Raw genomic sequence first — 21,987 nt, 5'->3', positions numbered from 1 at the left:
AGATCAGCCGGAGTTGGAGGGCGCCGGGTCTGCCTGCGCGCGCGCGAGCGGATGATGCGCCTCGACCAGCTTCTGCAGGCGCTCGGCGAGGATATGGGTGTAGATCTGGGTGGTGGAGATATCGGCGTGGCCGAGCAGCATCTGCAGGCTGCGCAGATCCGCGCCACGCGCGAGCAGATGCGAGGCGAAGGAATGGCGCAGCACGTGGGGCGAGACGCGATCGGCCTCGATCCCGGCGCGGCGGGCGATGCGCTTGAGCAGCAGGGCGAATCCCTGCCGGGTCATGGCGGTGTCGGGGGTCTGGCCGGGAAACAGATAGCGTGTGCCCCGGACATGGCCGTCCCGCAGGGTCGCGGCGGCGGTTCGCGCGGCGGTGGACAGAGGCACGATGCGCTCGCGCCCGCCCTTGCCTTTGATCAGGAGCATCACGGCATCGTCGGACAGGGCGCTGGCGGGCAGAGCGAGCATTTCCGAGATCCGCATGCCCGAGGCGTAGAGGATTTCGAGGCCGGCGCGGGCGATCTGGCCCTGCCGCCCCTCGACCTCGCCGGAAGCGGCGAGCATGGCGTCGACCTCGGCCTCACTCAGGAAGCGCGGCAGGGAGCCGGGCAGGCGCGGGGCATTCGACAGCGCGGTGGGGTCGTCGGCCCGTTGGCCGTTGCGCAGAAGGAAGCGCTGGAACTGGCGCAGCGAGGAGAGCCGCCGCGCCTGGGTGCGCGCGGCGAGGCCGCGGGCGGCGATATCGGTGAGGAAGGCGGCGACGACATCCGGGTTGGCGGTCGCGGGGGCGGCACCATGGGCCGCGCAGAAAGCGGCGAATTCCGCGAGATCGGCCTGATAGGCCATGATGGTGTTGCGCGCGGCGCCACGCTCGGCAGCCATCGATTCCAGAAATGCCTCGATATGTCGCTCTATCGCCATCTGCCGAGTGTGGTAAGCCGCGCGGACCATGCTCGACAAGTCCGACAGCCCCCGGAACGATCAGGCCGATGCCGCAAGGCCCGGTGAGCGGCGCAGCATCGTGCTGGTCGGGCTGATGGGGGCGGGCAAATCCGCGATCGGCAAGCGGCTCGCGGCACGGCTGGACCTGCCGTTCCACGATTCCGACCATGAGATCGAGGCGGCGGCGGGGCTGAGTGTCGCGGATATTTTTGAGCGCCACGGCGAGGCGCATTTCCGCGCCGGCGAGCGGCGGGTGATCGCGCGGTTGCTCTCGGGCGGGCCGATCGTGCTGGCGACCGGCGGCGGCGCGTTCATGGATGCGGCGACCCGTGCCCTGGTGGCGGCGCGCGGAATTTCGGTATGGCTGCGCGCGCCGGTGCCGGTGCTGCTGCGCCGCGTCGCCGGGCGAACCCACCGGCCCTTGCTCAACGCCGGCGATCCCGCCGAGATCCTGCACCGGCTTTCGGCACTGCGCGCGCCGGTCTATGCCGGGGCGGACATCATTATCGACAGTTCCGAGGACCCGCCCGAAATGACCACCGACATGACAATGGCCGCACTCGAACGCTTCGCCCCGCCACGAACCATCCGGGTCGATCTGCCCGGCGAGGCGTATGACGTGGTGATCGGGCGCGGCATTCTGTCCGGTGCGGGGGCGCGGCTGGCTACGGTGCTGCCGCAGCGCCGCGTGATCGTGGTGACGGATGAAACGGTGGCCGCAGCGCATCACGCAACACTCGCCGCCTCGCTCGACGATGCCGGGATGGCGCATGAAACGCTGGTGGTGCCGCCGGGCGAAGGTTCGAAATCGCTCGCCCGGTTCGCGGCGCTGATCGAGGATGTTCTGGCACTCAAGCCGGAGCGCCAGACCGCGATCGTGGCGCTCGGCGGCGGGGTGATCGGCGATCTGGCCGGGTTCGCGGCGGCGGCGGCGCTGCGGGGGCTGCCCTTCGCGCAGATCCCGACCTCGCTGCTCGCCCAGGTGGATTCGAGCGTCGGCGGCAAGACCGGGATCAATTCGCGCCATGGCAAGAACCTGATCGGCGCGTTTCATCAGCCGCGCCTCGTGATCATCGACAGCGAGACGCTGGCGACCCTGCCGCGCCGTGAAATCGCGGCGGGGTATGCCGAGATCGTCAAGGCCGGGCTGATCGCCGATGCCGATTTATATGAGTGGTGCGAAGCCAACGGCGCGGCCATGCTGGCGGGCGACCGGGCGTTGCAGGAAACCGCGATCGCCAGGGCGGTCGCGTTCAAGGCCGGGGTGGTGGCGGCCGATCCGCACGAGACCGCAAAGGCCGATGGGCGCGCCCTGCTCAATCTCGGCCATAGTTTCGCCCATACCTTCGAGGCCGAGACCGGGTATGGCGCGGCGCTGCTGCATGGCGAGGCGGTGGCGATCGGGCTGGTCTGCGCCTTCGACCTCTCGGCGCGGCTCGGGCATTGCGATGGGGCGATCGCCGGGCGCGTGGCGGCGCATCTGGCGGCGGTCGGGCTGCCGCACCGGATCGCGGGATGGCCGGCGGAGGCTCTGCTTGCGCACATGCAGCGCGACAAGAAGATGCGCGACGGCAAACTCTCCTTCGTGCTGGCGCGCGGCATCGGTGCCGCCTTCACCAGCCGGGAGGTTCCGGAACGTGCCGTGCAGGAAACGCTGATCTCGTGCGGCGCGGGTTGAGTATAATCGCGGCATGTACACCCCGCCCGCCTTTGCCGAGGACGATGCCGGTATTCTGGCCGGGATCATGCAGGCGGCACGGCTGCCGATCCTGATTTCGGCCGGAACCGGGGGGATCGAGGCGACGCATCTGCCGCTGACATGGCAGAACGCGCCGGCCCCGCATGGCCGCCTGATCGGGCATCTGGCGCGGGGCAATCCGCAGTGGCGCGCGCTGCGCGAGGGTGCTGCGGCGATGGCGGTGTTTCAGGCCCATGATTTCTATGTGTCGCCGAACTGGTATCAGACCAAACGCGAGACCGGCAAAGTGGTGCCGACCTGGAATTACGAGGCGGTGCATGCCTACGGCACGGTCGAGATCATCGAGGAGGCGGCGCGGCTGCACGCCATCGTCGCGGCGTTGACCGACCGGCACGAGGCGCGGCAGACGCGGCCCTGGAAAGTGGACGACGCGCCGGATGATTACGTCACTTCGCAGCTCAAGGGGATCGTGGGCGTGGTGATGATGATCGAGCGGCTGATCGGCAAGCGCAAGCTCAGCCAGAATCGCCCGGAAGCCGACCGGCGCGGCGTGGTCGCGGGGCTCGATGCGGCGGGCGATGCGGTTGCGGCCGATCTGATGCGGGGGCTCGAATCAGCGGTGGATCGACCTGCCCCAGAACCCAGCCCTCGACCGCGCGGATGACCGGGTCGGGCGGCATGCCGTCCGGCGCGCCGCGGATGACCCGGATGACCGACAGGACGCCGAGCAGGCTGTCGAACCGGTCCTCACCGTCGGGGGTCGCGCCGAAACCCTGGGTGATCCCGGCGGCCAGTGCGGGTTCCGGCGTGGCGTCGAGCGCGTGCATGACCGCCATGATCGGGCCGGACAGGGACGCGCGATCGGACTGGCGGCGCTTGCTGCGGGGGCGTTGCAGGCCGAGCTGGACCAGCGCTTCGGCGGGATAGGTTTCTGCGAGGGCGACGGTGCCGGGGGCGAGCAGCGCGTTGAACGACCCCTCATAGGGCCAGATGGCGACCGGCTGCTTCTGCACGAAGGCGGGGAGCAGGCAATCGCGCCACGCGGCGAGGGCGGCTTTGCCGCACTGGTTGGCCCCCATGGTCCAGAACAGCGCGGCGCCGGCAGGGCGGTTGGCGGTGCGCAGGTCGACGGCGCGATGCAGGGCGCTCGTGTCCGCGAGGCCGAGAGCGGTGGCGAGGCGGGCCATCTGACCGGCACCGGCAACGCTGGAGCGCGGGTAGAATGGACGGTCGAGGCTGACATCGTCGATCGTGCGGCAGGGCTCGAACAGCGGCAGATCGGGGTGGAGGCCGCGCAGCCAGTCGGGGAAACTCGTGATGCCGATTTTTGCGGCATAGGCGCGCGGCAGGCCGAGCGGGAAATCGACCCCGAGGGCGACGGGTGCGCCGTTCGCCGCCGCGCGGAGGCGGGCGATCAGGGTCTGCGGTTCGGCGACCGGCTCGGGGGCGGCGAGATGCCAGCTTCCATCAATGCCGCGTGCCGTGGTGATCCAGCGTTTGCGGGGATCGACGCTCCAATCCGCATGTGCGGCCAAGGACCCGGCGTTTTGTAATATTGCAGACATGGACCGGTTGTTCATTGATCGTTAATTATTATTTCGGATAAGGAGACATGAACCGGATGGAACCACGCTATCGCCCGCTTGCCCAGGCCCTGCATTGGCTGATCGCGCTCACGGTGATCGGGCTTTTGATCGTCGGGCTGCTGCTGCATTACGATGTGCTGCCCAAATCTCTCCGCCCGACGACGGCGATGCTCCATATGAGTTTCGGGCTGATCATTCTGGCCTTGATGGTGCTGCGCGTGGCGGTTCGGCTGAGCGGGCAAGCCCCGCCATTGCCCGGCAGCGTGTCGCCCGCGATCCGCATGGCGTCGGGGACGACGCAAATTCTGTTCTATGTGCTGCTGTTCGCGATGCCGGTATTCGGGGTGCTGTTCGTCGAGGCTCATGGCGGCAAGGTGCCGTTTTTCGGATTGTTCGATCTGCCGACGCTGGTGAGCAAGAGCAGGACGATCCACAGCGATTTCGCATTCCTGCATTTCTGGGGTGGGATTACCCTGCTCGTGCTGCTGGTGCTGCATGTCGGCGGTGCGATCCGCCACCAGATGCGCGGGGAGCGGATTCTGATTCGGATGATGCCGCGCCGGTCACGCTGAGGGGATCTGTTGCGATAACCGCCCCCCGGTGCGGAGCGGTTCGATCCGTTGCGCCCGGCCATCGGGTCCGGTCTCGATCACCGCGCCGCAGATCGTGGCGTCGCCATCCGCCGGGTGGAGGCGCTCGCCCGGCATCTTGCGGGTGAAGCGCGCGATCGCCGGGGCTTTGCCCATGCCGATCACGCTGTCGTAATCGCCGCACATGCCGACATCCGACATATAGGCGGTGCCGCCGGGCAGGACCTGATGATCGGCGGTGGGGCAATGGGTGTGGGTGCCCAGCACGGCGCTCACCGCGCCATCGAAAGCGTGGGCGAAGGCCATTTTCTCACTGGTCGCCTCGCCATGAAAATCGACCAGGATCGCCGCGTGGGTCACGCCGAGCCGGGCGCGCGCGAGGATGGTTTCGGTGGCGCGGAACGGGCAGTCCATCGGGTCCATGAACAGGCGGCCCATCACCTGCACGATCAGGATACGCCGGCCGTTGGCGAGCGTGATATCGACCGCGCCCTCGCCCGGCGTGCCGGGGGGATAGTTCAGCGGGCGGATCAGGCGTTTCTGCCGGGCGATGTAGGGGATGATCTCCTTGCGGTCCCAGGAATGATTGCCGAGCGTGATGGCATCGGCGCCGGCGGCAAAAATCGCATCCGCCATATCCGGCGCGAGGCCGAAACCGTGCGAGGCGTTTTCGGCGTTGACGATCGCGACGTCGATCTTGAGGTCGCGCCGCAGACCCGGCAGGGCCGCGACCACGGCATCCCGCCCGGTCCGACCCATCACATCGCCCAGAAACAAAATCCGCATGACCGCTCCTTGTCCGCCGTCGCGGTAAGCGGTCCGGCGGGTTTGGGCAAGCGCGGGGTCAGGTGGATTCGAGGACGTGCAGGACGCGGTTCGCGATGAGGTCTTTAGAGCGGGCCGCGAAGGCGGCCATGTGCGGGGTCGCGGCGTGGGCGGCAAGCGCCTCCCTCGTCGTCCAGGTTTCGATCACGACGTAGCTGTCGGGTCCGATGGAGGCGTTGCTGATCGGGTGGTCGGTATCGATGGCGGGGAGGTATTGCAGGCAGCCTTCCTCGGCATGCACTTGGGGCAGGACGGCGCGGAAGGCCTCGAGCAGTTCGGCGCGCTTGCCGGGTTTGGCGGTGATGGTGGCGAGGACGTGGATCATGGCGGCTCCGGTTCAGTGATCGGCGCTGGCGCGGTCGAGCGTTGCGATGTCGGCGGGGGTGAGGCGGAGGGTTGCCGCCCTGATCAGATCGTCGAGCTGGGTCGTGCTGGTCGCGCTCGCGATCGGTGCGGTGATGCTGGGCCGGGCGATGAGCCAGGCGACGGCGACCTGCGCCGGGTTGGCGCGGTGGCTGGCCGCAATGTCGTCGAGGGCGGCGAGAACCCGCCTTCCTTTCGGGTCGAGGTATTTTTTGACCCCCTCGCCGCGCGGGCTGGCGGCGAAATCGGCCTCGTTGCGGTACTTGCCGGTGAGAAACCCGGCGGCGAGAGCGAAGTAGTTGATCACGCCGAGATTTTCCGCAACGCAGAGCGGTTCGAGCTCGGCTTCGTAGGCCGGGCGTTCGAGCAGATTATAGTGCGGCTGGAGCGATTCGTAGCGCGGCAGGCCGAGGCGCGCGCTGGTTGCGAGGGCGTCCCTGAGGCGGGGTGCGGTGTAGTTCGAGGCCCCGATGGCGCGGACCTTGCCCTGTTCGATCAGGCCGGCGAAGGCGGTGAGGGTCTCTTCGAGCGGGGTTTCGGCCTCGTCGGCATGGGCCTGGTAGAGGTCGATCACGTCGGTCCGCAGGCGTTTCAGCGAGGCGACGACGGCGGCTTCGATGGTCGGTTTCGAGAGTTTTTTACCGTCCGCGCCGGTCATCATGCCGACCTTGGTGGCGATGATGAGTTTGTCGCGCCCGCCGCGCTGGGCGAGATAGTTGCCGATCACGGTTTCGGATTCACCGCCCTGATGGCCGGGGACCCAGGAGGAATACATGTCGGCGGTATCGATCGCGGTGAGGCCGGCAGCGATCATGTGATCGAGCAGACGGAACGAGGTGGGTTCGTCGGCGGTCCAGCCAAACACGTTGCCGCCGAACATGATCGGCGGCAGGGACAGGCCGGAATTGCCGAGTTGCTTGTGGTTCATGCTGGGTACCCCGATTGTTGTGTGCGCAACATGGTCAGGCACGCGGGTCACGGCAAGCCGGGGTCATTCCGGCTATTCGACCAGACGGATCGGCGCCAGATCGGGCCAGCGGTCGATCGGGTCGGGGTTTTCGGAAGGGGCGGTGCCGCCGAAATGGCGGATGATGCCGGCGACGGCGTTGAGCGCGGTGGTGACCGCCCCTTCGGCCCAGCCGGCGGTCCAGGAGATGTCATCGCCCGCAAGGAAGATGCCGCGATGCGCCTCCGGCAGGTCCGACTGGATGAAATGGCTGAACAGGCGGCGCTGGTAGCGGTAGTGCCCGGGCAGGTTGGCCTTGAACGCGCCCATGAAATTGGGATCGGATTCCCATGAGACCGTGATCGGCGCGCCGATGATATGCCGGGCGATATCGAGCGTGGGGTAGATCTGGCGCAGGCTGTGCAGCATCAGGCGGACCCGGTCGTCGAGCGGCAGAGCAAGCCATTTCAGCGCATCGTCGCTCCAGGTGTAGGATAGGCAGATCACCCCGGGTTTGTCGGCCCCGTTGTCGAGCAGGTAGGTGCCGCGGGTGAGGCGGTCCGACAGGGTCATGCTCAGCGCGTGCTCGCCGCTCGCGGGGTCGATATCGCGCCAGAACGGGCGATCGACCATGACGAATGTTTTCGAGGATTGCATGTAATGGGTGCGTTCCATCGCCATCCAGAGATCGTGATGGAACAGGGATTCGGCGCAGTCGATCCGGGCGGAGAGCAGCCAGACCTGACAGGTGACGATGACGGCGTCGTATTCGGCGGTGGTGCCGTAACGGTCGGTGATCGCGAATTTTCGCGCGGTGCCGGGCGCGATTTTCGCGACGCCGGGTTTCGGCACGTGGTTGTGCAGCGAGGCGAGCGAGGTGCCCCGGGGCCAATGGGACATGGTTTCGGGCGCGAGCGACCAGAGGCGGCGGGGCAGTTGTTCGACGCCGCCGACCACGAGCCGGTGCTCGTCATCCGCACCGGTTGCGACGACGCGGAGAATTTCGAGGATCGAATTGGGGAAGTCGGTATCCCAGCCGCCGGTGCCGAAACCGACCTGACCGAACACTTCGCGGGCGCGAAAGCCGAGCTCGCGGAAGGAGCGGGATTTGGCGATGAAGCCGGAGAAACTCTCCTCGTCGAGGTTTTCGACCAGATGATGCCAGAGGCGGCGGATGGTCGCGGTGTCGCGATGGCGGATCGCGGTGGTGAGTTCGGTGTAATGGGCACCTTCCTCCAGTGCTTCGGCCCAGGCGCGTTCGACTTCGGTGAAGAGTTTGGGAAGATCGTCCTTGGTGCGGGCGTAGTGCCGGATCCCGGCAAGCTCGATCACGGTGGATGGCGTGTCCGGCGCCAGGGGGTTGGGGAAACCGACGGTTTCGATACCGACCTTGTCGAAATAGTGGAACAGGGCGCGGGAGGAGGGTGGAAACCGCATCGCGCCGAGTTCGGCATAGGCCCCTGCCCCGTCCTTGAACGGTTCGGAGCGCAGGCGACCGCCGATCCGGTCGCTTTCATACAGGACCGGCTTGAGACCGAGCTTCATCAGCTCGTGGCCCGCGACGATGCCGGCGATTCCCGCACCGATGATCGCGATTTCGGTGCCGTGCGCGGCGGCGGGAAGCTGACCGAGACCGGCCCGGTGGGACAGGAACTCATCATAGGCGAAGGGGAAATCGGGGCCGAACATGGTGACCGGCGCGATCATGTCGCGAGGCTCCGGTAGAGAGGCGCGCGGCGATCGGCCAGGAGCGGATCGCGGGCACGGATTTCGGCCTGATGCGCGGGATCGATCGTGGCCGTGATCAGCGCGGGACCGTCGGCAGCCTTGGCGAGCACCGCGCCATCCGGCCCGCAGATCGAGGATTTGCCGATATAGGCGAGCCCGTCCTCGCTGCCGCAATGGTTGGCGTAGGCGATGAACACCTGATTTTCATAGGCGCGGGTCGGGATCAGGTGATCGGCCACGATATCGTAGGGCGGCATCAGCGCGGTCGGGACCAGAACGAGGTCGGCCCCGGCGATGGCGAGGGCGCGGGCGGTTTCGGGGAATTCGATGTCGTAGCAGATCGCGAGACCGAGCTTCAGGCCGCGCCAGGAAACGACCGAGAAGCGATCGCCCCGGAGGCTGAACATGGCGCGGTCGAGCGCGCCGAACAGATGAATTTTCCGGTAGATCAGGAGGATGTCGCCGGTGGCATCGATCAGGGCGGCACTGTTGGCGATGTGTTCATCCGCGCGTTCGGGAAAGCCGAGGCAGATCGCGGTGCCGTGGGCGCGGGCGATGGCGCGGAGGCGATCGAACGTTTCATCGTCCGGCGTCATCGCGAGGCTGCGGGCGCGGGCGGCGCCGAGATTGTAGCCGGTGCAGAACAATTCGGGCAGGACGAGCAGGTCCGCCTGCGCGGCGCGGGCCCGGCGCGCGGTGGCATCGAGCAGGTCCAGCGCCGCTGCGGGATCGGCGAAACATCCCGCCGTCTGGCTGATCGCGATGGTCAGGGTCATGGGCAAGGCATAGGAGCAGGCCGGGGCGGAGGCAACGCCCCCGCCGGCCACGGATCGGTTCGGCAGCGTCACATCGCGTTGAGGACGAGATGCGCGCCGCGCCGGCTGACGGCACCCATGCGCGCACCGTGGCTGCCCGAGGCCATGATGATGTCGCCGGGGGCGATCAGGTCGCCGGCTTCGGCGAAATAGGTCTCGCCATCGAGCGCGGCCAGTTGTTCCTCGCCGGCGCGATAATGCCAGAGGGTGAAGCCGTTCGCGTAGGCGAGGACGGAAAGGTTGCGCAGGTTGAATGCCATGTAGGTCTCCTTGGGATTGCGGGTGGAATTTCGCTCGTTTCTAAGAACTTAGTCCTAGCGTGGGGAAAATTTTTTCGGGTGCCGGGTCAGGCCCGAGGTCGAAGCCGGCGACGATGCCCTGCCGGCGGAGCGTGTAATCGAGCACGAACATCGCCTGCTGCCACTGGTGCCAGTCGCTGCGGTCGGCGCGGCGGGGCCGGGGTGGCGGGCGGCCGCGATCGCCCCAGCGGCGCAGAACCTCGGCGTGGACCACATCGATCCGGCCCGCGCGATAAAGGCGCTGGAGGCAGACGAGGATGGTTTCGGGCCGGCAGGGTGCGGCAGCTTCGAGCGGCGAGGGTTTTCCGGCGCGTCGTGCGGCGAGACAGGCGGCGGTCCAGAGCCAGGCGCGCTCCGCCGAGGTGAATGGTTTGATTTCGTTCGGTAATTCCGCTGAACGGGCGGCGCCGATATCGAAGGGCATGGGGAACTCCGTGTGAACATAACAAGAACAAGTTAACCGGAGGTTGTGGGCTACGCAAGCGAAAAACGGAGTTTGTTCCTAAAAAATACTTCCCAAGATGGCAGAATCCGTTAAGAACAAGCGGATGCGACACGAAGATATCTGGCGGGCGATCGATACACTGGCGGCGGAACGGGGGTTGTCCACCTCGGGTCTGGCCAAGCGGGCGGGACTCGACCCGACCAGTTTCAACCCCTCGAAACGCCGGACCAACGAGGGCAAGCTGCGCTGGCCGTCGACCGAGAGCATCGCCAAGGTGCTGATCGCGACCGGGGCGGGGATCGATGCCTTCGCCGGGCTGGTGCAGGGGGCGCGGGCTTTGTCGCCGCCGCGCGCGGGAGCGCGGCGGGTGCCGGTGATCGGGCTGGCGCAGGCGGGGCAGGACGGGTTTTTCGACGATGGCGGCTATCCGACCGGGGGTGGCTGGGATCATGTCGCGTTGCCGCGCACCGAGGCGGCTTTGGCCGACGATCCGCACGCGTTCGGCCTGACGATCCATGGCGAATCGATGGAGCCGGTGTATCGCGAGGGGGACATCATTGTTGTGTCGCCCGCCGCCCCGGTGCGGACCGGTGACCGGGTGGTGGCGCGCACGGCGGAGGGCGAGGTGATGGCCAAGGTGCTGACGCGGCGCAGCGTCAAGCGGATCGAGTTGAGCAGTTTCAACCCCGAGCACCCGATGCGGAGTTTCGCCCCCGAGCAGATCGTCGCGATCCACCGGATCGTGTGGGCGACGCAGTAGAGGCGCGACGCGGCGGGGGATTGCGCCGGACCGGCGTTTCGGTATGCAGGCGCCATGCGATTGCCGATGCGCCATCTTCTGGGGATCGAGACTCTGCACCCGCGCGATATCTCGGCGTTGCTCGATCTGGCGGAAAGCTATGCGCTGCTCAACCGCTCCGGCAAGACCCGGCGGGACGTGCTGCGGGGGCGGACGCTGATCAATCTGTTCTTCGAGGATTCGACCCGGACCCGCACCAGTTTCGAACTTGCGGGCAAGCGGCTGGGCGCGGATGTGATCAACATGTCGGTCTCGACCTCGTCGGTCTCCAAGGGCGAGACCCTGCTCGATACGGCGGCGACGCTGAATGCGATGAATTGCGATCTGCTGGTGGTGCGCCACAAGGCCTCGGGCGCGCCGGCATTGCTGGCGCAGAAGGTGGATGCCGCGGTGATCAATGCCGGGGATGGCATGCACGAGCACCCGACCCAGGCGCTGCTCGATGCGCTGACGATCCGCCGCCACAAGGGAACGCTGGAAGGCCTGACCATCGCGATCTGCGGCGATATCGCGCATTCGCGGGTGGCGCGCTCGAACATATTGCTGCTGACCGCGATGGGCAGCAGGGTGCGGGTGGTCGGGCCGCCGACGCTGATCCCGTCGGGGATCGAGCAGTTCGGGGTGAGCGTGTTTCACGATATGCGCGAGGGGTTGCGCGACGCCGATATTGTTATGGCGCTGCGGTTGCAGACCGAGCGGATGAGCGGCGGAATGATCCCGAGCGCGCGGGAGTTTTTCAGCTTCTACGGGCTGGATGCCGCGAAGCTGGCATTCGCGAAGCCGGACGCGCTGGTGATGCATCCGGGGCCGATGAACCGGGGTGTCGAAATCGACAGCCAGGTGGCCGATGACGTCACGCGCTCGGTAATCCGCGAACAGGTCGAGATGGGGGTGGCGGTGCGGATGGCGGTGCTCGATGTGCTGGCGCGGACGGCGCTGCGCAATGCGTGACACGCTGATCATCGGCGCGCGGATCATCGATCCGGCCTCCGGGCACGATGCGGTGGGCGATTGCCTGCTGCGCGGCGGGACGATCGCGGATTTCGGGGCGGGGCTCGGGCGGCCCGAGGGTGCGGCGATCGTGGAGGGTGCGGATTGCGTGCTGTGTCCGGGGTTGGTGGATGTGCGCGCCTCGCTCGGCGAACCGGGGTTCGAGTATCGCGAGACGATCGGCTCGGCGGCGCTGGCGGCGAGCGCGGGCGGGATCACCACGATCGCGGTGCTGCCGGACAACGCGCCGCCGACCGACGATCCGGCGCTGGTGCGGGCACTCGCGGGTGCGGGCGAGGCGACCGGGCGGATCACCATCGCGCCCTATGGGGCGGCGACGCGCGGGTGCAGGGGCGAGAGCATCGCGGAATACGGGCTGCTGCGGGCGGCGGGGGCGATCGCGTTTTCCGACGGGGCGCGGGCGATCGGGTCAGCCGGGTTGATGCGGCGGGCACTGTCGTATGCGCGCGGGTTCGGGGCGATGATCGTGCAGCATCCCGAGGAGCCGAGCCTGGCCGCCGGCGGGGCGGCGACCTCGGGGGCGCGGGCGACGCTGATGGGGTTGCCGGGGATACCGGTATGCGCCGAAGCGATGATGGTGGCGCGCGATATCATGCTGGTGGAATTGACCGGCGGGGCGGTGCATTTCGCGCATGTCTCGACCGGGGCGGCGCTGGCGCTGATCCGGGCGGCGAAATCGCGCGGGCTGGCGGTGAGTTGCGATACCGCGCCGCCCTATTTCGATCTGAACGAAACCGCGATCGGCGATTTCCGGAGCTACGCCAAGCTGTCGCCGCCGTTGCGGACCGAGGACGACCGGCTGGCGGTGGTGGCGGCGCTGGCGGATGGCACGATCGATGCCGTCGCTTCGGATCATCAGCCGCGCGATGCCGATGACAAGCGCCTGCCGTTTGCCGAGGCGGCGCCGGGCGGTGCGGGGCTCGCGACCTTGCTCGCGATCACGCTGGCGCAGGTGCAGTCCGGTGCGTTGGGGCTGAATACGGCGCTGTCGCTGCTGACCGATCGTCCGGCGCGGCGGTTCGGGCTGGGGGCGGGGCGGATCGCGAAGGGAAGGCCTGCCGATCTGTGCCTGTTCGCGCCGGACCGCTCCTGGCGGATCGAGGCGGGCCGGCTGCCGGGCAAGGCGCAGAACACGCCGTTCGACGGGCGGGCGGTCGAGGGCGTGGTGGTCGGGACCTGGAAAGCCGGTGTGAGGGTGTTCGGATGATCGTTCTGGCGGCATTGGCGGGTTATCTGCTGGGGGCGGTGCCGTTCGGGCTGATCCTGACCCGCGCCGCCGGGCTCGGCGATGTGCGCAAGATCGGCTCGGGCAATATCGGGGCGACCAATGTGCTGCGGACCGGGCGGAAAGGGCTGGCGGCGCTCACGCTGGTGCTCGACGCGCTGAAGGGCGTGGTCGCGGTGTTGCTGATGCACAATGAAGGGCGCTGGCTGGTGGTGATCGCCGGGTTGTTCGCGGTGATCGGCCATCTGTATCCGGTGTGGCTGCGCTTCAAGGGCGGCAAGGGGGTTGCGGTCGGACTCGGTGTGTTGCTGGCGCAGGCCTTCGTGGTCGGTCTGATCGCCTGCGCGGTCTGGCTCGGCATGGCGGTGTGGCGGAAATATTCCTCGCTCGCGGCATTGACCGCGTTTGCCACTGCGCCGGTCGTGGCGCTGATACTGGGCGATGGGCCGGTGGCGCTCGGGGCGGTCGTGATCGCGGCGTTGGTGGTTTACAAGCATCGCGCCAATATCGCGCGGCTGCGTGCCGGGACCGAACCGCGGATCAAGCTCGGGGCGTGATCGACCGGGTCGCCCTGCTGCGGCTGATCCGCACCGAGGGGGTCGGGCCGCAAACCTACCGGCGCCTGCGGGCGCGGTTCGACACGCCGGAAGAGGCGCTGGCCGCGATCCCGGCGCTGGCGCGGGCCGGCGGGCGGGCGAAGGCGCCGTTCGTGCCGAACGCCGGGGATGTCCGGCGCGAGATCGACCGGTTCGATACGCTTGGCGCGACGTTGCTGTTTTTGGGCGAGCCGGATTATCCGAAGCTGCTGGCGCTGCTGCCGGATGCGCCGCCGATGATCGCGGTGCTCGGCGATGTCGCCATTCTGCACAAACCCATCGTCGCGGTGGTCGGGGCGCGCAATGCCTCGGTCAATGGCTGCCGCGTTGCCGCCGATATTGCGGCGGAGCTTGCGGCGTCCGGACGGCCGATCGCCTCCGGCCTCGCGCGCGGGATCGACGCGGCGGCGCATGTCGCGGCGTTGCGCACCGGCACCACGATTGCGGCGATCCCCGGCGGGTTGGACGTGGTCTATCCGCCCGAGCACAAGGCGCTCCAGGCGGAGATCGCCGAGCGCGGCGTGCTGATCGCGGAAGCACCGCCGGGGACCGCGCCGATGGCGCGGCATTTTCCCAAGCGCAACCGCATCATCGCCGGGCTCGCCCTCGGGGTCGTGGTGATCGAGGCCGCCCTCCGCTCGGGCAGCCTGATCACCGCGCGCTATGCGCTGGATTACGGGCGCGAGTTGTTCGCGGTACCGGGCTCGCCGCTCGATGCGCGGGCGCGCGGCACCAACGATCTGATCCGGCAGGGCGCGCATCTGACGGAATCCGCCGGGGACGTGCTGATGAACCTGCCGGACCGGCCCGGCGCGCTGTTCGCCGATACGCGGATCGCCCCGGCCCCGCCCGGCTTCGCTGAACCGGTAGCTCTGCTCGAATCCGGCGCATCGGAGCTGGATCGGGCGCGGCGCGACATCCCCAGGTTGTTATCCGCCAGTCCGGTCCCGGTTGACGAATTGGCGCTGCACTGCCAGTTCTCCCCGTCCGCCCTGGTTGCCGTGCTGATGGAACTGGAACTCGCCGGACGGATCGAGACTTTGCCTGGCAATAAAATCGGGCTGCTCCTCGCCCCCTGAACTGGAAAAATCTTCCGAGATGAACGCAATCGTCGTCGTCGAATCACCGGCCAAGGCCAAGACGATCAACAAATATCTCGGCGACGGGTTCACCGTGCTGGCCTCGTTCGGCCATGTCCGTGACCTGCCGGCGCGGGACGGTTCGGTGCGCCCGGACGAGGATTTCGCGATGTCCTGGGAAGAGGATGCGCGGGGCGACAAGCAGGTGGCGGCGATTGCCAAGGCGCTCAAGGGCGCCGACACCCTGTATCTGGCGACCGACCCGGATCGGGAAGGCGAGGCGATTTCCTGGCACGTGCGGGCGATGCTGGAGGCGCGGCATTCGCTGAAGGGCAAGATCGTCCGGCGGATCACCTTCAACGAGATCACCAAATCGGCGGTCCAGGCCGCGATGCGGGCACCGCGCGAACTCGATACCCCGCTGATCGAGGCGTATCTGGCGCGCCGGGCGCTGGATTATCTGGTGGGGTTCACCCTCTCGCCGGTGCTGTGGCGCAAGCTGCCCGGCAGCAAGTCGGCGGGGCGGGTGCAGTCGGTCGCGCTGCGGCTGATCTGCGAGCGGGAAGCCGAGATCGAGGTTTTCCGCAATCGCGAATACTGGACGATCGAGGCCGGATTCACCACGCCGGGCGGGGCTCCGTTCCATGCCCGGCTGACCCATCTGAACGGCAGGAAGCTCGATCAGTTCGATCTGCCGAACGAGGCGGCGGCAATGGCCGCGAAGGCTGCGGTCGAGCGCGGCGCGTTTTCGGTCGTCGCGGTCGAAAAAAAGCGCACGCGGCGCAATCCGCCGCCACCCTTCACCACCTCGACGCTCCAGCAGGATGCCTCGCGCAAGCTGCACATGACGGCGCAGCAGATCATGCGGACGGCGCAGCAGCTTTACGAGGGGGTCGAGATCGGCGGCGAAACCGTGGGTCTGATCACCTACATGCGGACCGATGGCGTGCAGATGGCGCGCGAGGCGATCAATGCGGTGCGCAGCCAGATCGGCACGGCGTTCGGGACCGAATATCTCCCCGCCGCGCCGCGCGAATACCAGACCAAGGCCAAGAATGCGCAGGAAGCCCATGAGGCGATCCGCCCGACCGATTTCACCCTGACGCCGGAGCGCGCGGCGCGCCACCTCAATAACGAGCAGGCACGGCTGTATGAGCTGATCTACAAGCGCGCTCTCGCCTCGCAGATGCAATCGGCGGAGCTCGACCAGACCAGCGTCGATATCGGCGACGGGTCCGGCACGGTGTTGCGCGCCACCGGCTCGATCCTCGCGTTCGACGGGTTTTTGAAACTCTATCGCGAGGAACTTGAGGACAACGCTGAGGACGAGGACTCCCGGCTGTTGCCGCCGATGGTCAAATCCGACCCGCTGAACCGGGGCAAGGTGACGGCGGATCAGCATTTCACCCAGCCGCCGCCGCGCTATTCCGAGGCGACACTGGTCAAGAAAATGGAGGAGTTGGGGATCGGGCGGCCTTCGACCTATGCCTCGATCCTGACCGTGCTGCGCGAGCGGAATTACGTGCGGATGGACGCGCGGCGGTTCATTCCCGAGGATCGCGGCCGGCTGGTCACCGCGTTTCTGGTGAGTTTCTTTGGCCGTTATGTCGAGACCGGGTTTTCCGCGGCGCTGGAGGAAAAACTCGACGAGGTCTCGGACGGCAAGCTCGACTGGCGCCGGGTGATGCGGGATTTCTGGGTCGATTTCTCGAACGCGATCGACCAGACCAGGGATTTGAAGATCGGCGATGTCATCGATGCGCTCGATGAGGAGTTGGGGCCGCATTTTTTCCCCGCGCGCGAGGACGGCACCGACCCGCGTGTGTGCCAGGCCTGCGGCACCGGGCGGCTGGGCCTGAAGCTGGGCCGCTACGGTTCGTTCATCGGCTGCTCGAATTATCCGGAGTGCCAGTACACCCGCAAACTCGCGATCGACGGCGCCGAGGACGGCGGCGATACGCTGCGCGACGGCATGAAGGTGCTGGGCGAAAACGCCGATGGCATTCCGGTCACGCTGCGGCGCGGGCCTTATGGCCTGTATATCCAGCTCGGCGAACCCGATCCGGAGGACAAGAAGGCCAAGCCGCGCCGGGCGGCGCTGCCCAAGGGCGTCACCGGCGATGATCTGACGCTGGAACAGGCGCTCGGCCTGCTGTCATTGCCCCGTGTGGTCGGGGTGCACCCCGAGACCAAGGCGGAAATCCAGGCCGGGATCGGCCGGTTCGGTCCCTATGTGAAGATGGGGCCGATTTTCGCCTCGCTCGATAAGGACGACGATGTTCTCGCGGTCGGTCTGAACCGGGCGGTGATGGTGCTGGCCAAAAAGCAGGAAGGCATTCGCGAGCTGGGGCCGCATCCGAAAGGCGGCGATCCGGTGATGGTGCGCAAGGGGCGGTTCGGGCCTTATGCGCAGCACGGCAAGACCGTGGCCAACCTGCCGCGCGGTACCGAACTCGATACGATCACCCTCGATGAAGCGATCGCCCTGCTCGCCGAGAAGGGCAAGACTTTGGCACCGAAGGGCAAAAAGGGCGGCAAGGCACCGGCGCGGAAACCGGCCGCCGAGGGGGGGGCACCGGCCAAAGCGGCGGCCCGCCCGAAACCCACGGCAAAACCCAAGGCCGCGCTCAAAGCGAAAGCGAAGCCCGAACCCAAAGCCGCGAAAGGCTGACCCTGCGATCGAGCCGCTGGCGGCTCGATCGGGTCGGGTGGATCGGCTGCTGGTTCAGCGCTTGCAGAACGTGCCGATCTGCGGGCCGCCGTTCAGGCAGCCGTTGGATTCGACGGCGAATACCTGGGTCTGGTTGTTGTTCATCACCACAACCTGATGGTTTTCGAGCTTGTAGGTGCCCTGGGTGGTGGTTCCGGCGACCTGGACCTGAACCTCGGTTGCGGAGATGAAATCGAGGGTCGCGCCGACGATCGGGCTGGTCGATTGCGCGACATAGGTGCCGCTCATGTGCCGGCCGCAGGCGGCGAGCGCCAGGGTCATCAGCAGGGCAACCGGCAGGATCGATAGTTTCATAAGCGATTCTCTTTCAGGACAGGGGGAGTACGCAACGGGCGGCCAACCCGCCCGGCAGACGGCTCACATGGGCATTCACGGTTTGGTGAAAAAGGGGCGCTCAGCCGAGATGGTGTTCGACGGCGGCGGCCATGGTGCCGGCGGCGCGGAGGATCATGGTCCGATTATCGGCCTTGACCTCCATCGACCGGACCATCAGCGGCCTGGGATCGCCGATGCGGTCGAGTTCGCCGCGCATATAGATGATCAGATCGCTGACCTTGTGGACCGAGCCGATGAACACGTAGCGTGCGCCAAGCTGCCGGGCGGCGGCGATGACGCAACTGCGGCAGGTCGAGGGATGCTGGTAATCGTGGGCGATCGCGGCGATCCGGCGGCGGCTTGCCGGGCTGTCGATCACCGTGACCTTGCCATCGGCCGCGATCACCTGCGCCATGCGCGCCGCCCCCTCGGCGAGCCAGCGCTTCTGGTCGGCGACCACGAAGGCGCGATGGTCGGCCGAGGTGTCGAACAGGTCGAACGCCTCGATCACCAGTCCCGGTCGCGCCGGGGGTGGTGCCGCGATGGCACTGGTGCCGGTACCCGCGCCGATCAGCGCCGTTATCGCGCCGGCCAGCACCCAGCGCAGAGGTTTCGTGATCGGCATGACGTCACCCACCCGTGATTGTATCGCGAAGGCGAGGCTAGGCGGCACCGGGCAGTACGGCAAGCCTTCATTCGAAAGGGTCGAACGACGATGACGCAGCGGTGAACAAGGCGGCTTCGGCCTCCCGGCGGCGCAGCAGGCCGGGCAGCACCACGCCACCGGCGTAATCCCAGCGCACGAACTGCGCGGCGGCACCGGCATAGTCGCCCTGATTGAGCAAGGTCAGCAGGGTCGAGCGTTCGAAATTGCCCGCTCCGACATTGTAGACGAAATCGGCCAGAGCGGCCTGCTGGTTGACGTCGAGCGGAACGGTGACCACGGCGTTGACCTCGTCGAGCGCGCTGGTGAGGTCTCGCTCCACCATCGCCAGCGCCTGATCCCGGGTGACCGGCGCGGTATCGGCGCTGACCGGATTGCCCCAGGCATCGACGGTCGAGCCATAGCCGATCGACCACACGCCGCCGGGGTCGCGATAGGGTTCGGCGCTGAACCCCTCGAACGGTTCGACCAACTGGGTGGCGGCGAGCTGGAGCGGGTCGGACGAGAGCGGAAAATCCATGGAACAAGCCTCCTTACGATGAGAAATCGACTTGCCACGAGGCCGGGGGGGTGAGAAACCTCCAATGCAACCTGTGAGTGCATCAAATGATCGAACATGATCGCGCGCCGCTGGACGCGTTCAGGATGGCGGCGATGACGGCGGACCTCGTCAGCTTCGATCTGTTCGACACGCTGGTGCAGCGGGCGGTGTGGCGGCCGGAGGATCTGTTCGCGCTGGTGGCAGCCTCGATGACGCCGCCTGCGGATCGTTGGTTTGCGGCGGCGCGCGGTGCCGCCGAGGCATCGGTGCGGCGGCAGGCGGGTGGGCGGGAGATCACCCTTGCCGCGATCTACGACGTCATGCGGCGCGAGGCCCCGCCGGGGTTCGACCCCGATGCGGCGATGGCGCGGGAGGTCGCGCTGGAGATCGAGGGTGTGGCGGCGGACCCGCTGGTCGCCGAGGTGTTTCGCGCCGTGGTTGCGGCGGGACGGCGCGTTGTGATCGTGTCGGATATGTATCTGCCGCGCGCGGCGATCGAGGCGATGCTCGAACGGGCGGGAGTGGTCGGGCATCGGCGGCTGTATCTGTCGAGCGACACCGGCCTCACCAAGGCAGGCGGGACGGTGTGGCCCGCGATCCGCACGGATTTCGGATTGGACCGGGAGGCGCGGATCGTTCATTGCGGCGATCATCCGGTCGCGGACGGCACCATGGCGCGGCGGCACGGCGTCACGCCGTTTCTGCTGACCCCGCCCGATCGGCGCGGGGCCGCAACCCGCTATCCGCCGACCGGCGACGCTGTGGCCGACCTGCCGCATGGGTTGCTGCGCCGTGCACTGGCCGCCGATCGGGGCGATCCGTACTGGCTGACCCTTGCCTATCTGGTCGTGGCCCCCGCCGCGATCGGGATGGCCGGGATGATCCATGCCAAAGCGCGGGCCGAACACCGCCGCGTGTTTTTTCTGGCGCGCGACGGGATGGTGTTTCAGAAGGCCTACGAGGCGGCGTGGCGCGGCGCGGATATGCCGGAATCATCCTATGTCTGGTCGTCCCGGCGCTGCCTCAACCTCGCATCGATCACGACGCTGGAGGCGGCGGATCTGGATTTTCTGACCTCGGGCGTCAGCGAACTCAGGGTGGCGGATTATCTGCGGCGCGCCGATCTCGACCCGGGGGCCGACGAAGTCGCTGCAGCGCTGCGGCGGCAGGGGGTGAATGAGGCGACCAGAGTGACCGGGGCCGGGCCACGCGCGGCGTTGCGGGCGGTCTTCGCCGATCTGTCCGGCGCGATCGCGGCGCGCGCGGCGATCGAGCGACGGGATCTGCTGGTGCATCTCGATGCGCTCGGGCTGTTCGACGTGAAATCGCTGGTGGTCGATCTCGGCTGGCACGGCTCGCTGCAACGCGCTTTGCTGCGCTTGGGCGCGGCGGCGCGGGGGCAGGCGCCGGATATGGCAGGGGTGTATCTCGGCACCAGCTCGGCGCGGGTGAAGGGTTTGGCCGCCGAAGGGTTTCTGTTCACCGACGGAGCCCCGGCAGCGGCGGTGGCGGCGACGGTCGGCCGGTCCTACGAGGTGCTCGAATTACTGTTCTCGGCCCCGGAATCCGGGATCAGCCACATCGCCTGCCGCGATGGCGTGGCCTTTCCTGTGCGGATCGAGCAGGCGGAGGAAGCGCCGCGCCTTGCGATCGCCGCACTGATCCATGAGGCGGTGATCGATGTCGCGCGCGCGATGCGACCGTATCTCCGCCCCGAGCACGTTGCGATGCTGCGGGGTATCGCCTTGTCCCGGTTGAGCGCCCTGCTCGAAAACCCTGACCGGCACGATGCGGCGCACTTTGCGTTGGTGCCGCATGCCGAGGGGTTCGGCGTTTCCTCCTACCGGCCGATCGTGCCGCCATCCTCGCGCCTGCCGCTCGCGGCGGCGCGGGCGGCGCGCACCGCCTTCTGGCCCGCCGGGTTCATGGCACGGCTCGACCCCGGCTCGCGCTTCGCCGTGCGCGCGATCAACAGGGTGCATCGGCGGATCAGCGCCACAGCGTGATCACCAGACCGCCGGCGCAAATCAGGCCGCCGCCGATCATCAGCGGCAAATCGGGGCGGATGCCGTAGCCGAACCGGTTGACCAGCTGGGCGACGATGAAGAACAGCACGACATAGACGCCGAGCACCCGCCCGAAATCCCACGGGGCGAGATTGACCACGATGCCGTAGATGGCGAGCACGAGGGTGCCTCCGATCAGCCACCAGAGCCGCGCCGGTCCCGACGCGTGCAACCCGTTGCGCATCAGCGCATCGCCGGTGACCTCAAGCGTGGCTGCGACCGCGAGCAGCAGCAGGATGACGGCAAGCCTCATCCGGCATTCGTGATGATGTCGAGCGCGGCCTGCAGCATGTAGGAGGCGGCGGCGGCATCGACCCGGGCGGCGCGCTTGCCGCGTGAGACATCGGCTTCGATCATCGCGCGGTTGACCGCCGCCGAGGACAGGCGTTCGTCCATCATCGCGGCGGGCAGGCCGGTTGCGAAGGTGATCGCGTGGGCCCAGTCGCGCGCGGCCTGGGCGGCGGGGCCGAGTGTGCCGTCCATCGACAACGGCAGGCCGATCACCAGCGCGGTGGCACCCTCCTTGGCCGCGATCTCGCGGAGGGTCTGCGCCATTTCGGCGAGTTTGCCGCGCTTCATGGCGCCGTAGGGCGACGCGAGGCGGCGGCTGACGTCGGAGAGGGCGATGCCGACGATGCGGGAGCCGGGATCGAGCCCGATCAGGCGGGCGTTGCGCGGCATTGCTGCCACCAGGTCGGTCAGGTTGAACAGTGTCATGGTCG

The 21,987-nt window shown here is 67.7% G+C and carries 23 protein-coding genes and 1 pseudogene; 10 read left to right on the top strand and 14 right to left on the bottom strand.

Going from position 1 to position 21,987, the window contains the following annotated elements:
• Window positions 1–3 precede the first annotated feature (3 nt).
• A complete protein-coding gene (locus SIL87_RS05760) occupies window positions 4–951 on the bottom strand; it encodes a tyrosine recombinase (protein WP_319613247.1) in 948 nt (315 codons plus the stop codon).
• Here SIL87_RS05760 and aroB point away from each other — a divergent pair.
• Window positions 950–2,620 (top strand): 3-dehydroquinate synthase, encoded by a 1,671-nt coding sequence (gene aroB, locus SIL87_RS05755; RefSeq protein ID WP_319613246.1) that lies wholly within the window; start codon window positions 950–952, stop codon window positions 2,618–2,620. The genes SIL87_RS05760 and aroB overlap by 2 nt on opposite strands.
• A gap of 13 nt (window positions 2,621–2,633) precedes the next feature.
• A pseudogene (locus tag SIL87_RS05750) lies at window positions 2,634–3,125 on the top strand (FMN-binding negative transcriptional regulator); the annotation flags it as partial.
• A 31-nt stretch (window positions 3,126–3,156) separates the two neighbouring features.
• Here SIL87_RS05750 and SIL87_RS05745 read toward each other — a convergent pair.
• Window positions 3,157–4,176, bottom strand: a complete 1,020-nt coding sequence (locus tag SIL87_RS05745; protein ID WP_405055214.1) for a DUF429 domain-containing protein — start codon at window positions 4,174–4,176, stop codon at window positions 3,157–3,159.
• Window positions 4,177–4,253: 77 nt separating this feature from the next.
• Between SIL87_RS05745 and SIL87_RS05740 the strand changes: the two genes are divergently transcribed.
• Window positions 4,254–4,799: a cytochrome b gene (locus SIL87_RS05740; RefSeq protein ID WP_319613244.1), complete on the top strand. Its 546-nt coding sequence runs from the start codon at window positions 4,254–4,256 to the stop codon at window positions 4,797–4,799.
• On the opposite strand, the gene SIL87_RS05735 is transcribed toward SIL87_RS05740, so the two are convergent.
• From SIL87_RS05735 to SIL87_RS05705, 7 genes are all read right to left on the bottom strand, one after another.
• Window positions 4,791–5,603 (bottom strand): TIGR00282 family metallophosphoesterase, encoded by an 813-nt coding sequence (locus SIL87_RS05735; protein WP_319613243.1) that lies wholly within the window; start codon window positions 5,601–5,603, stop codon window positions 4,791–4,793. The genes SIL87_RS05740 and SIL87_RS05735 overlap by 9 nt on opposite strands.
• 58 nt (window positions 5,604–5,661) lie before the next feature.
• Window positions 5,662–5,967, bottom strand: a complete 306-nt coding sequence (locus SIL87_RS05730; protein WP_319613242.1) for a putative quinol monooxygenase — start codon at window positions 5,965–5,967, stop codon at window positions 5,662–5,664.
• A 12-nt stretch (window positions 5,968–5,979) separates the two neighbouring features.
• Complete coding sequence (locus SIL87_RS05725; RefSeq protein WP_319613241.1) at window positions 5,980–6,933, bottom strand: aldo/keto reductase; 954 nt, start codon at window positions 6,931–6,933, stop codon at window positions 5,980–5,982.
• A 72-nt stretch (window positions 6,934–7,005) separates the two neighbouring features.
• Window positions 7,006–8,658, bottom strand: coding sequence for a flavin monoamine oxidase family protein (locus SIL87_RS05720; RefSeq protein ID WP_319613240.1), 1,653 nt, complete (start codon window positions 8,656–8,658; stop codon window positions 7,006–7,008).
• Window positions 8,655–9,455 carry a carbon-nitrogen hydrolase family protein gene (locus SIL87_RS05715; RefSeq protein ID WP_319613239.1) on the bottom strand — a complete coding sequence of 267 codons (801 nt, stop codon included), beginning with the start codon at window positions 9,453–9,455 and terminating at the stop codon, window positions 8,655–8,657. Before SIL87_RS05715 ends, SIL87_RS05720 begins: the two co-directional genes overlap by 4 nt.
• A gap of 68 nt (window positions 9,456–9,523) precedes the next feature.
• Entirely contained in the window at window positions 9,524–9,754 is a 231-nt protein-coding gene (locus SIL87_RS05710) for a hypothetical protein (RefSeq protein WP_319613237.1), read from the bottom strand.
• A gap of 40 nt (window positions 9,755–9,794) precedes the next feature.
• Window positions 9,795–10,217, bottom strand: coding sequence for a hypothetical protein (locus SIL87_RS05705; RefSeq protein WP_319613236.1), 423 nt, complete (start codon window positions 10,215–10,217; stop codon window positions 9,795–9,797).
• Between the two features lie 124 nt (window positions 10,218–10,341).
• On the opposite strand from SIL87_RS05705, the gene SIL87_RS05700 reads away from it, so the two are divergent.
• From SIL87_RS05700 to topA, 6 genes are read left to right on the top strand one after another with little or no spacing between them, the layout of a single operon-like run.
• On the top strand, window positions 10,342–10,998 hold the full coding sequence (locus SIL87_RS05700; RefSeq protein ID WP_319613235.1) for a S24 family peptidase: 657 nt from the start codon (window positions 10,342–10,344) through the stop codon (window positions 10,996–10,998).
• Between the two features lie 54 nt (window positions 10,999–11,052).
• The gene (locus SIL87_RS05695; protein WP_319613234.1) at window positions 11,053–11,988 is read left to right on the top strand and encodes an aspartate carbamoyltransferase catalytic subunit; all 936 of its coding nucleotides are present in this window, start codon (window positions 11,053–11,055) and stop codon (window positions 11,986–11,988) included.
• Window positions 11,981–13,255, top strand: coding sequence for a dihydroorotase (locus tag SIL87_RS05690; RefSeq protein WP_319613233.1), 1,275 nt, complete (start codon window positions 11,981–11,983; stop codon window positions 13,253–13,255). The genes SIL87_RS05695 and SIL87_RS05690 overlap by 8 nt, the downstream gene beginning before the upstream one ends.
• Entirely contained in the window at window positions 13,252–13,830 is a 579-nt protein-coding gene (gene plsY, locus SIL87_RS05685) for a glycerol-3-phosphate 1-O-acyltransferase PlsY (protein ID WP_319613232.1), read from the top strand. The genes SIL87_RS05690 and plsY overlap by 4 nt, the downstream gene beginning before the upstream one ends.
• Window positions 13,827–14,948: a DNA-processing protein DprA gene (gene dprA, locus SIL87_RS05680; RefSeq protein ID WP_319613231.1), complete on the top strand. Its 1,122-nt coding sequence runs from the start codon at window positions 13,827–13,829 to the stop codon at window positions 14,946–14,948. The genes plsY and dprA overlap by 4 nt, the downstream gene beginning before the upstream one ends.
• A 19-nt stretch (window positions 14,949–14,967) precedes the next feature.
• The gene (gene topA / locus SIL87_RS05675) at window positions 14,968–17,619 is read left to right on the top strand and encodes a type I DNA topoisomerase (protein ID WP_319613230.1); all 2,652 of its coding nucleotides are present in this window, start codon (window positions 14,968–14,970) and stop codon (window positions 17,617–17,619) included.
• A gap of 54 nt (window positions 17,620–17,673) precedes the next feature.
• Here the strand turns inward: topA and SIL87_RS05670 are convergent, their stop codons facing one another.
• From SIL87_RS05670 to SIL87_RS05660, 3 genes are all read right to left on the bottom strand, one after another.
• The gene (locus SIL87_RS05670; RefSeq protein WP_319613229.1) at window positions 17,674–17,973 is read right to left on the bottom strand and encodes a hypothetical protein; all 300 of its coding nucleotides are present in this window, start codon (window positions 17,971–17,973) and stop codon (window positions 17,674–17,676) included.
• 100 nt (window positions 17,974–18,073) lie between these two features.
• Window positions 18,074–18,619, bottom strand: coding sequence for a DUF2380 domain-containing protein (locus SIL87_RS05665; protein WP_319613228.1), 546 nt, complete (start codon window positions 18,617–18,619; stop codon window positions 18,074–18,076).
• A 67-nt stretch (window positions 18,620–18,686) separates the two neighbouring features.
• Entirely contained in the window at window positions 18,687–19,178 is a 492-nt protein-coding gene (locus SIL87_RS05660; RefSeq protein WP_319613227.1) for a lysozyme, read from the bottom strand.
• A gap of 86 nt (window positions 19,179–19,264) precedes the next feature.
• Between SIL87_RS05660 and SIL87_RS05655 the strand changes: the two genes are divergently transcribed.
• Window positions 19,265–21,205, top strand: coding sequence for a hypothetical protein (locus SIL87_RS05655; protein ID WP_319613226.1), 1,941 nt, complete (start codon window positions 19,265–19,267; stop codon window positions 21,203–21,205).
• Here SIL87_RS05655 and SIL87_RS05650 read toward each other — a convergent pair.
• Together SIL87_RS05650 and ruvX are read right to left on the bottom strand one after the other, a co-directional pair.
• Complete coding sequence (locus SIL87_RS05650) at window positions 21,189–21,518, bottom strand: YnfA family protein (protein ID WP_319613225.1); 330 nt, start codon at window positions 21,516–21,518, stop codon at window positions 21,189–21,191. The genes SIL87_RS05655 and SIL87_RS05650 overlap by 17 nt on opposite strands.
• Window positions 21,515–21,982 carry a Holliday junction resolvase RuvX gene (ruvX, locus tag SIL87_RS05645; RefSeq protein WP_319613224.1) on the bottom strand — a complete coding sequence of 156 codons (468 nt, stop codon included), beginning with the start codon at window positions 21,980–21,982 and terminating at the stop codon, window positions 21,515–21,517. Before ruvX ends, SIL87_RS05650 begins: the two co-directional genes overlap by 4 nt.
• Window positions 21,983–21,987: the final 5 nt, after the last annotated feature.

The organism is Acidiphilium acidophilum (assembly GCF_033842475.1).
Taxonomy (GTDB): Bacteria; Pseudomonadota; Alphaproteobacteria; order Acetobacterales; family Acetobacteraceae; genus Acidiphilium; species Acidiphilium acidophilum.
Note: the sequence above shows the minus strand (reverse complement) of the source record. Positions and strands in the feature narration are given on the sequence as shown.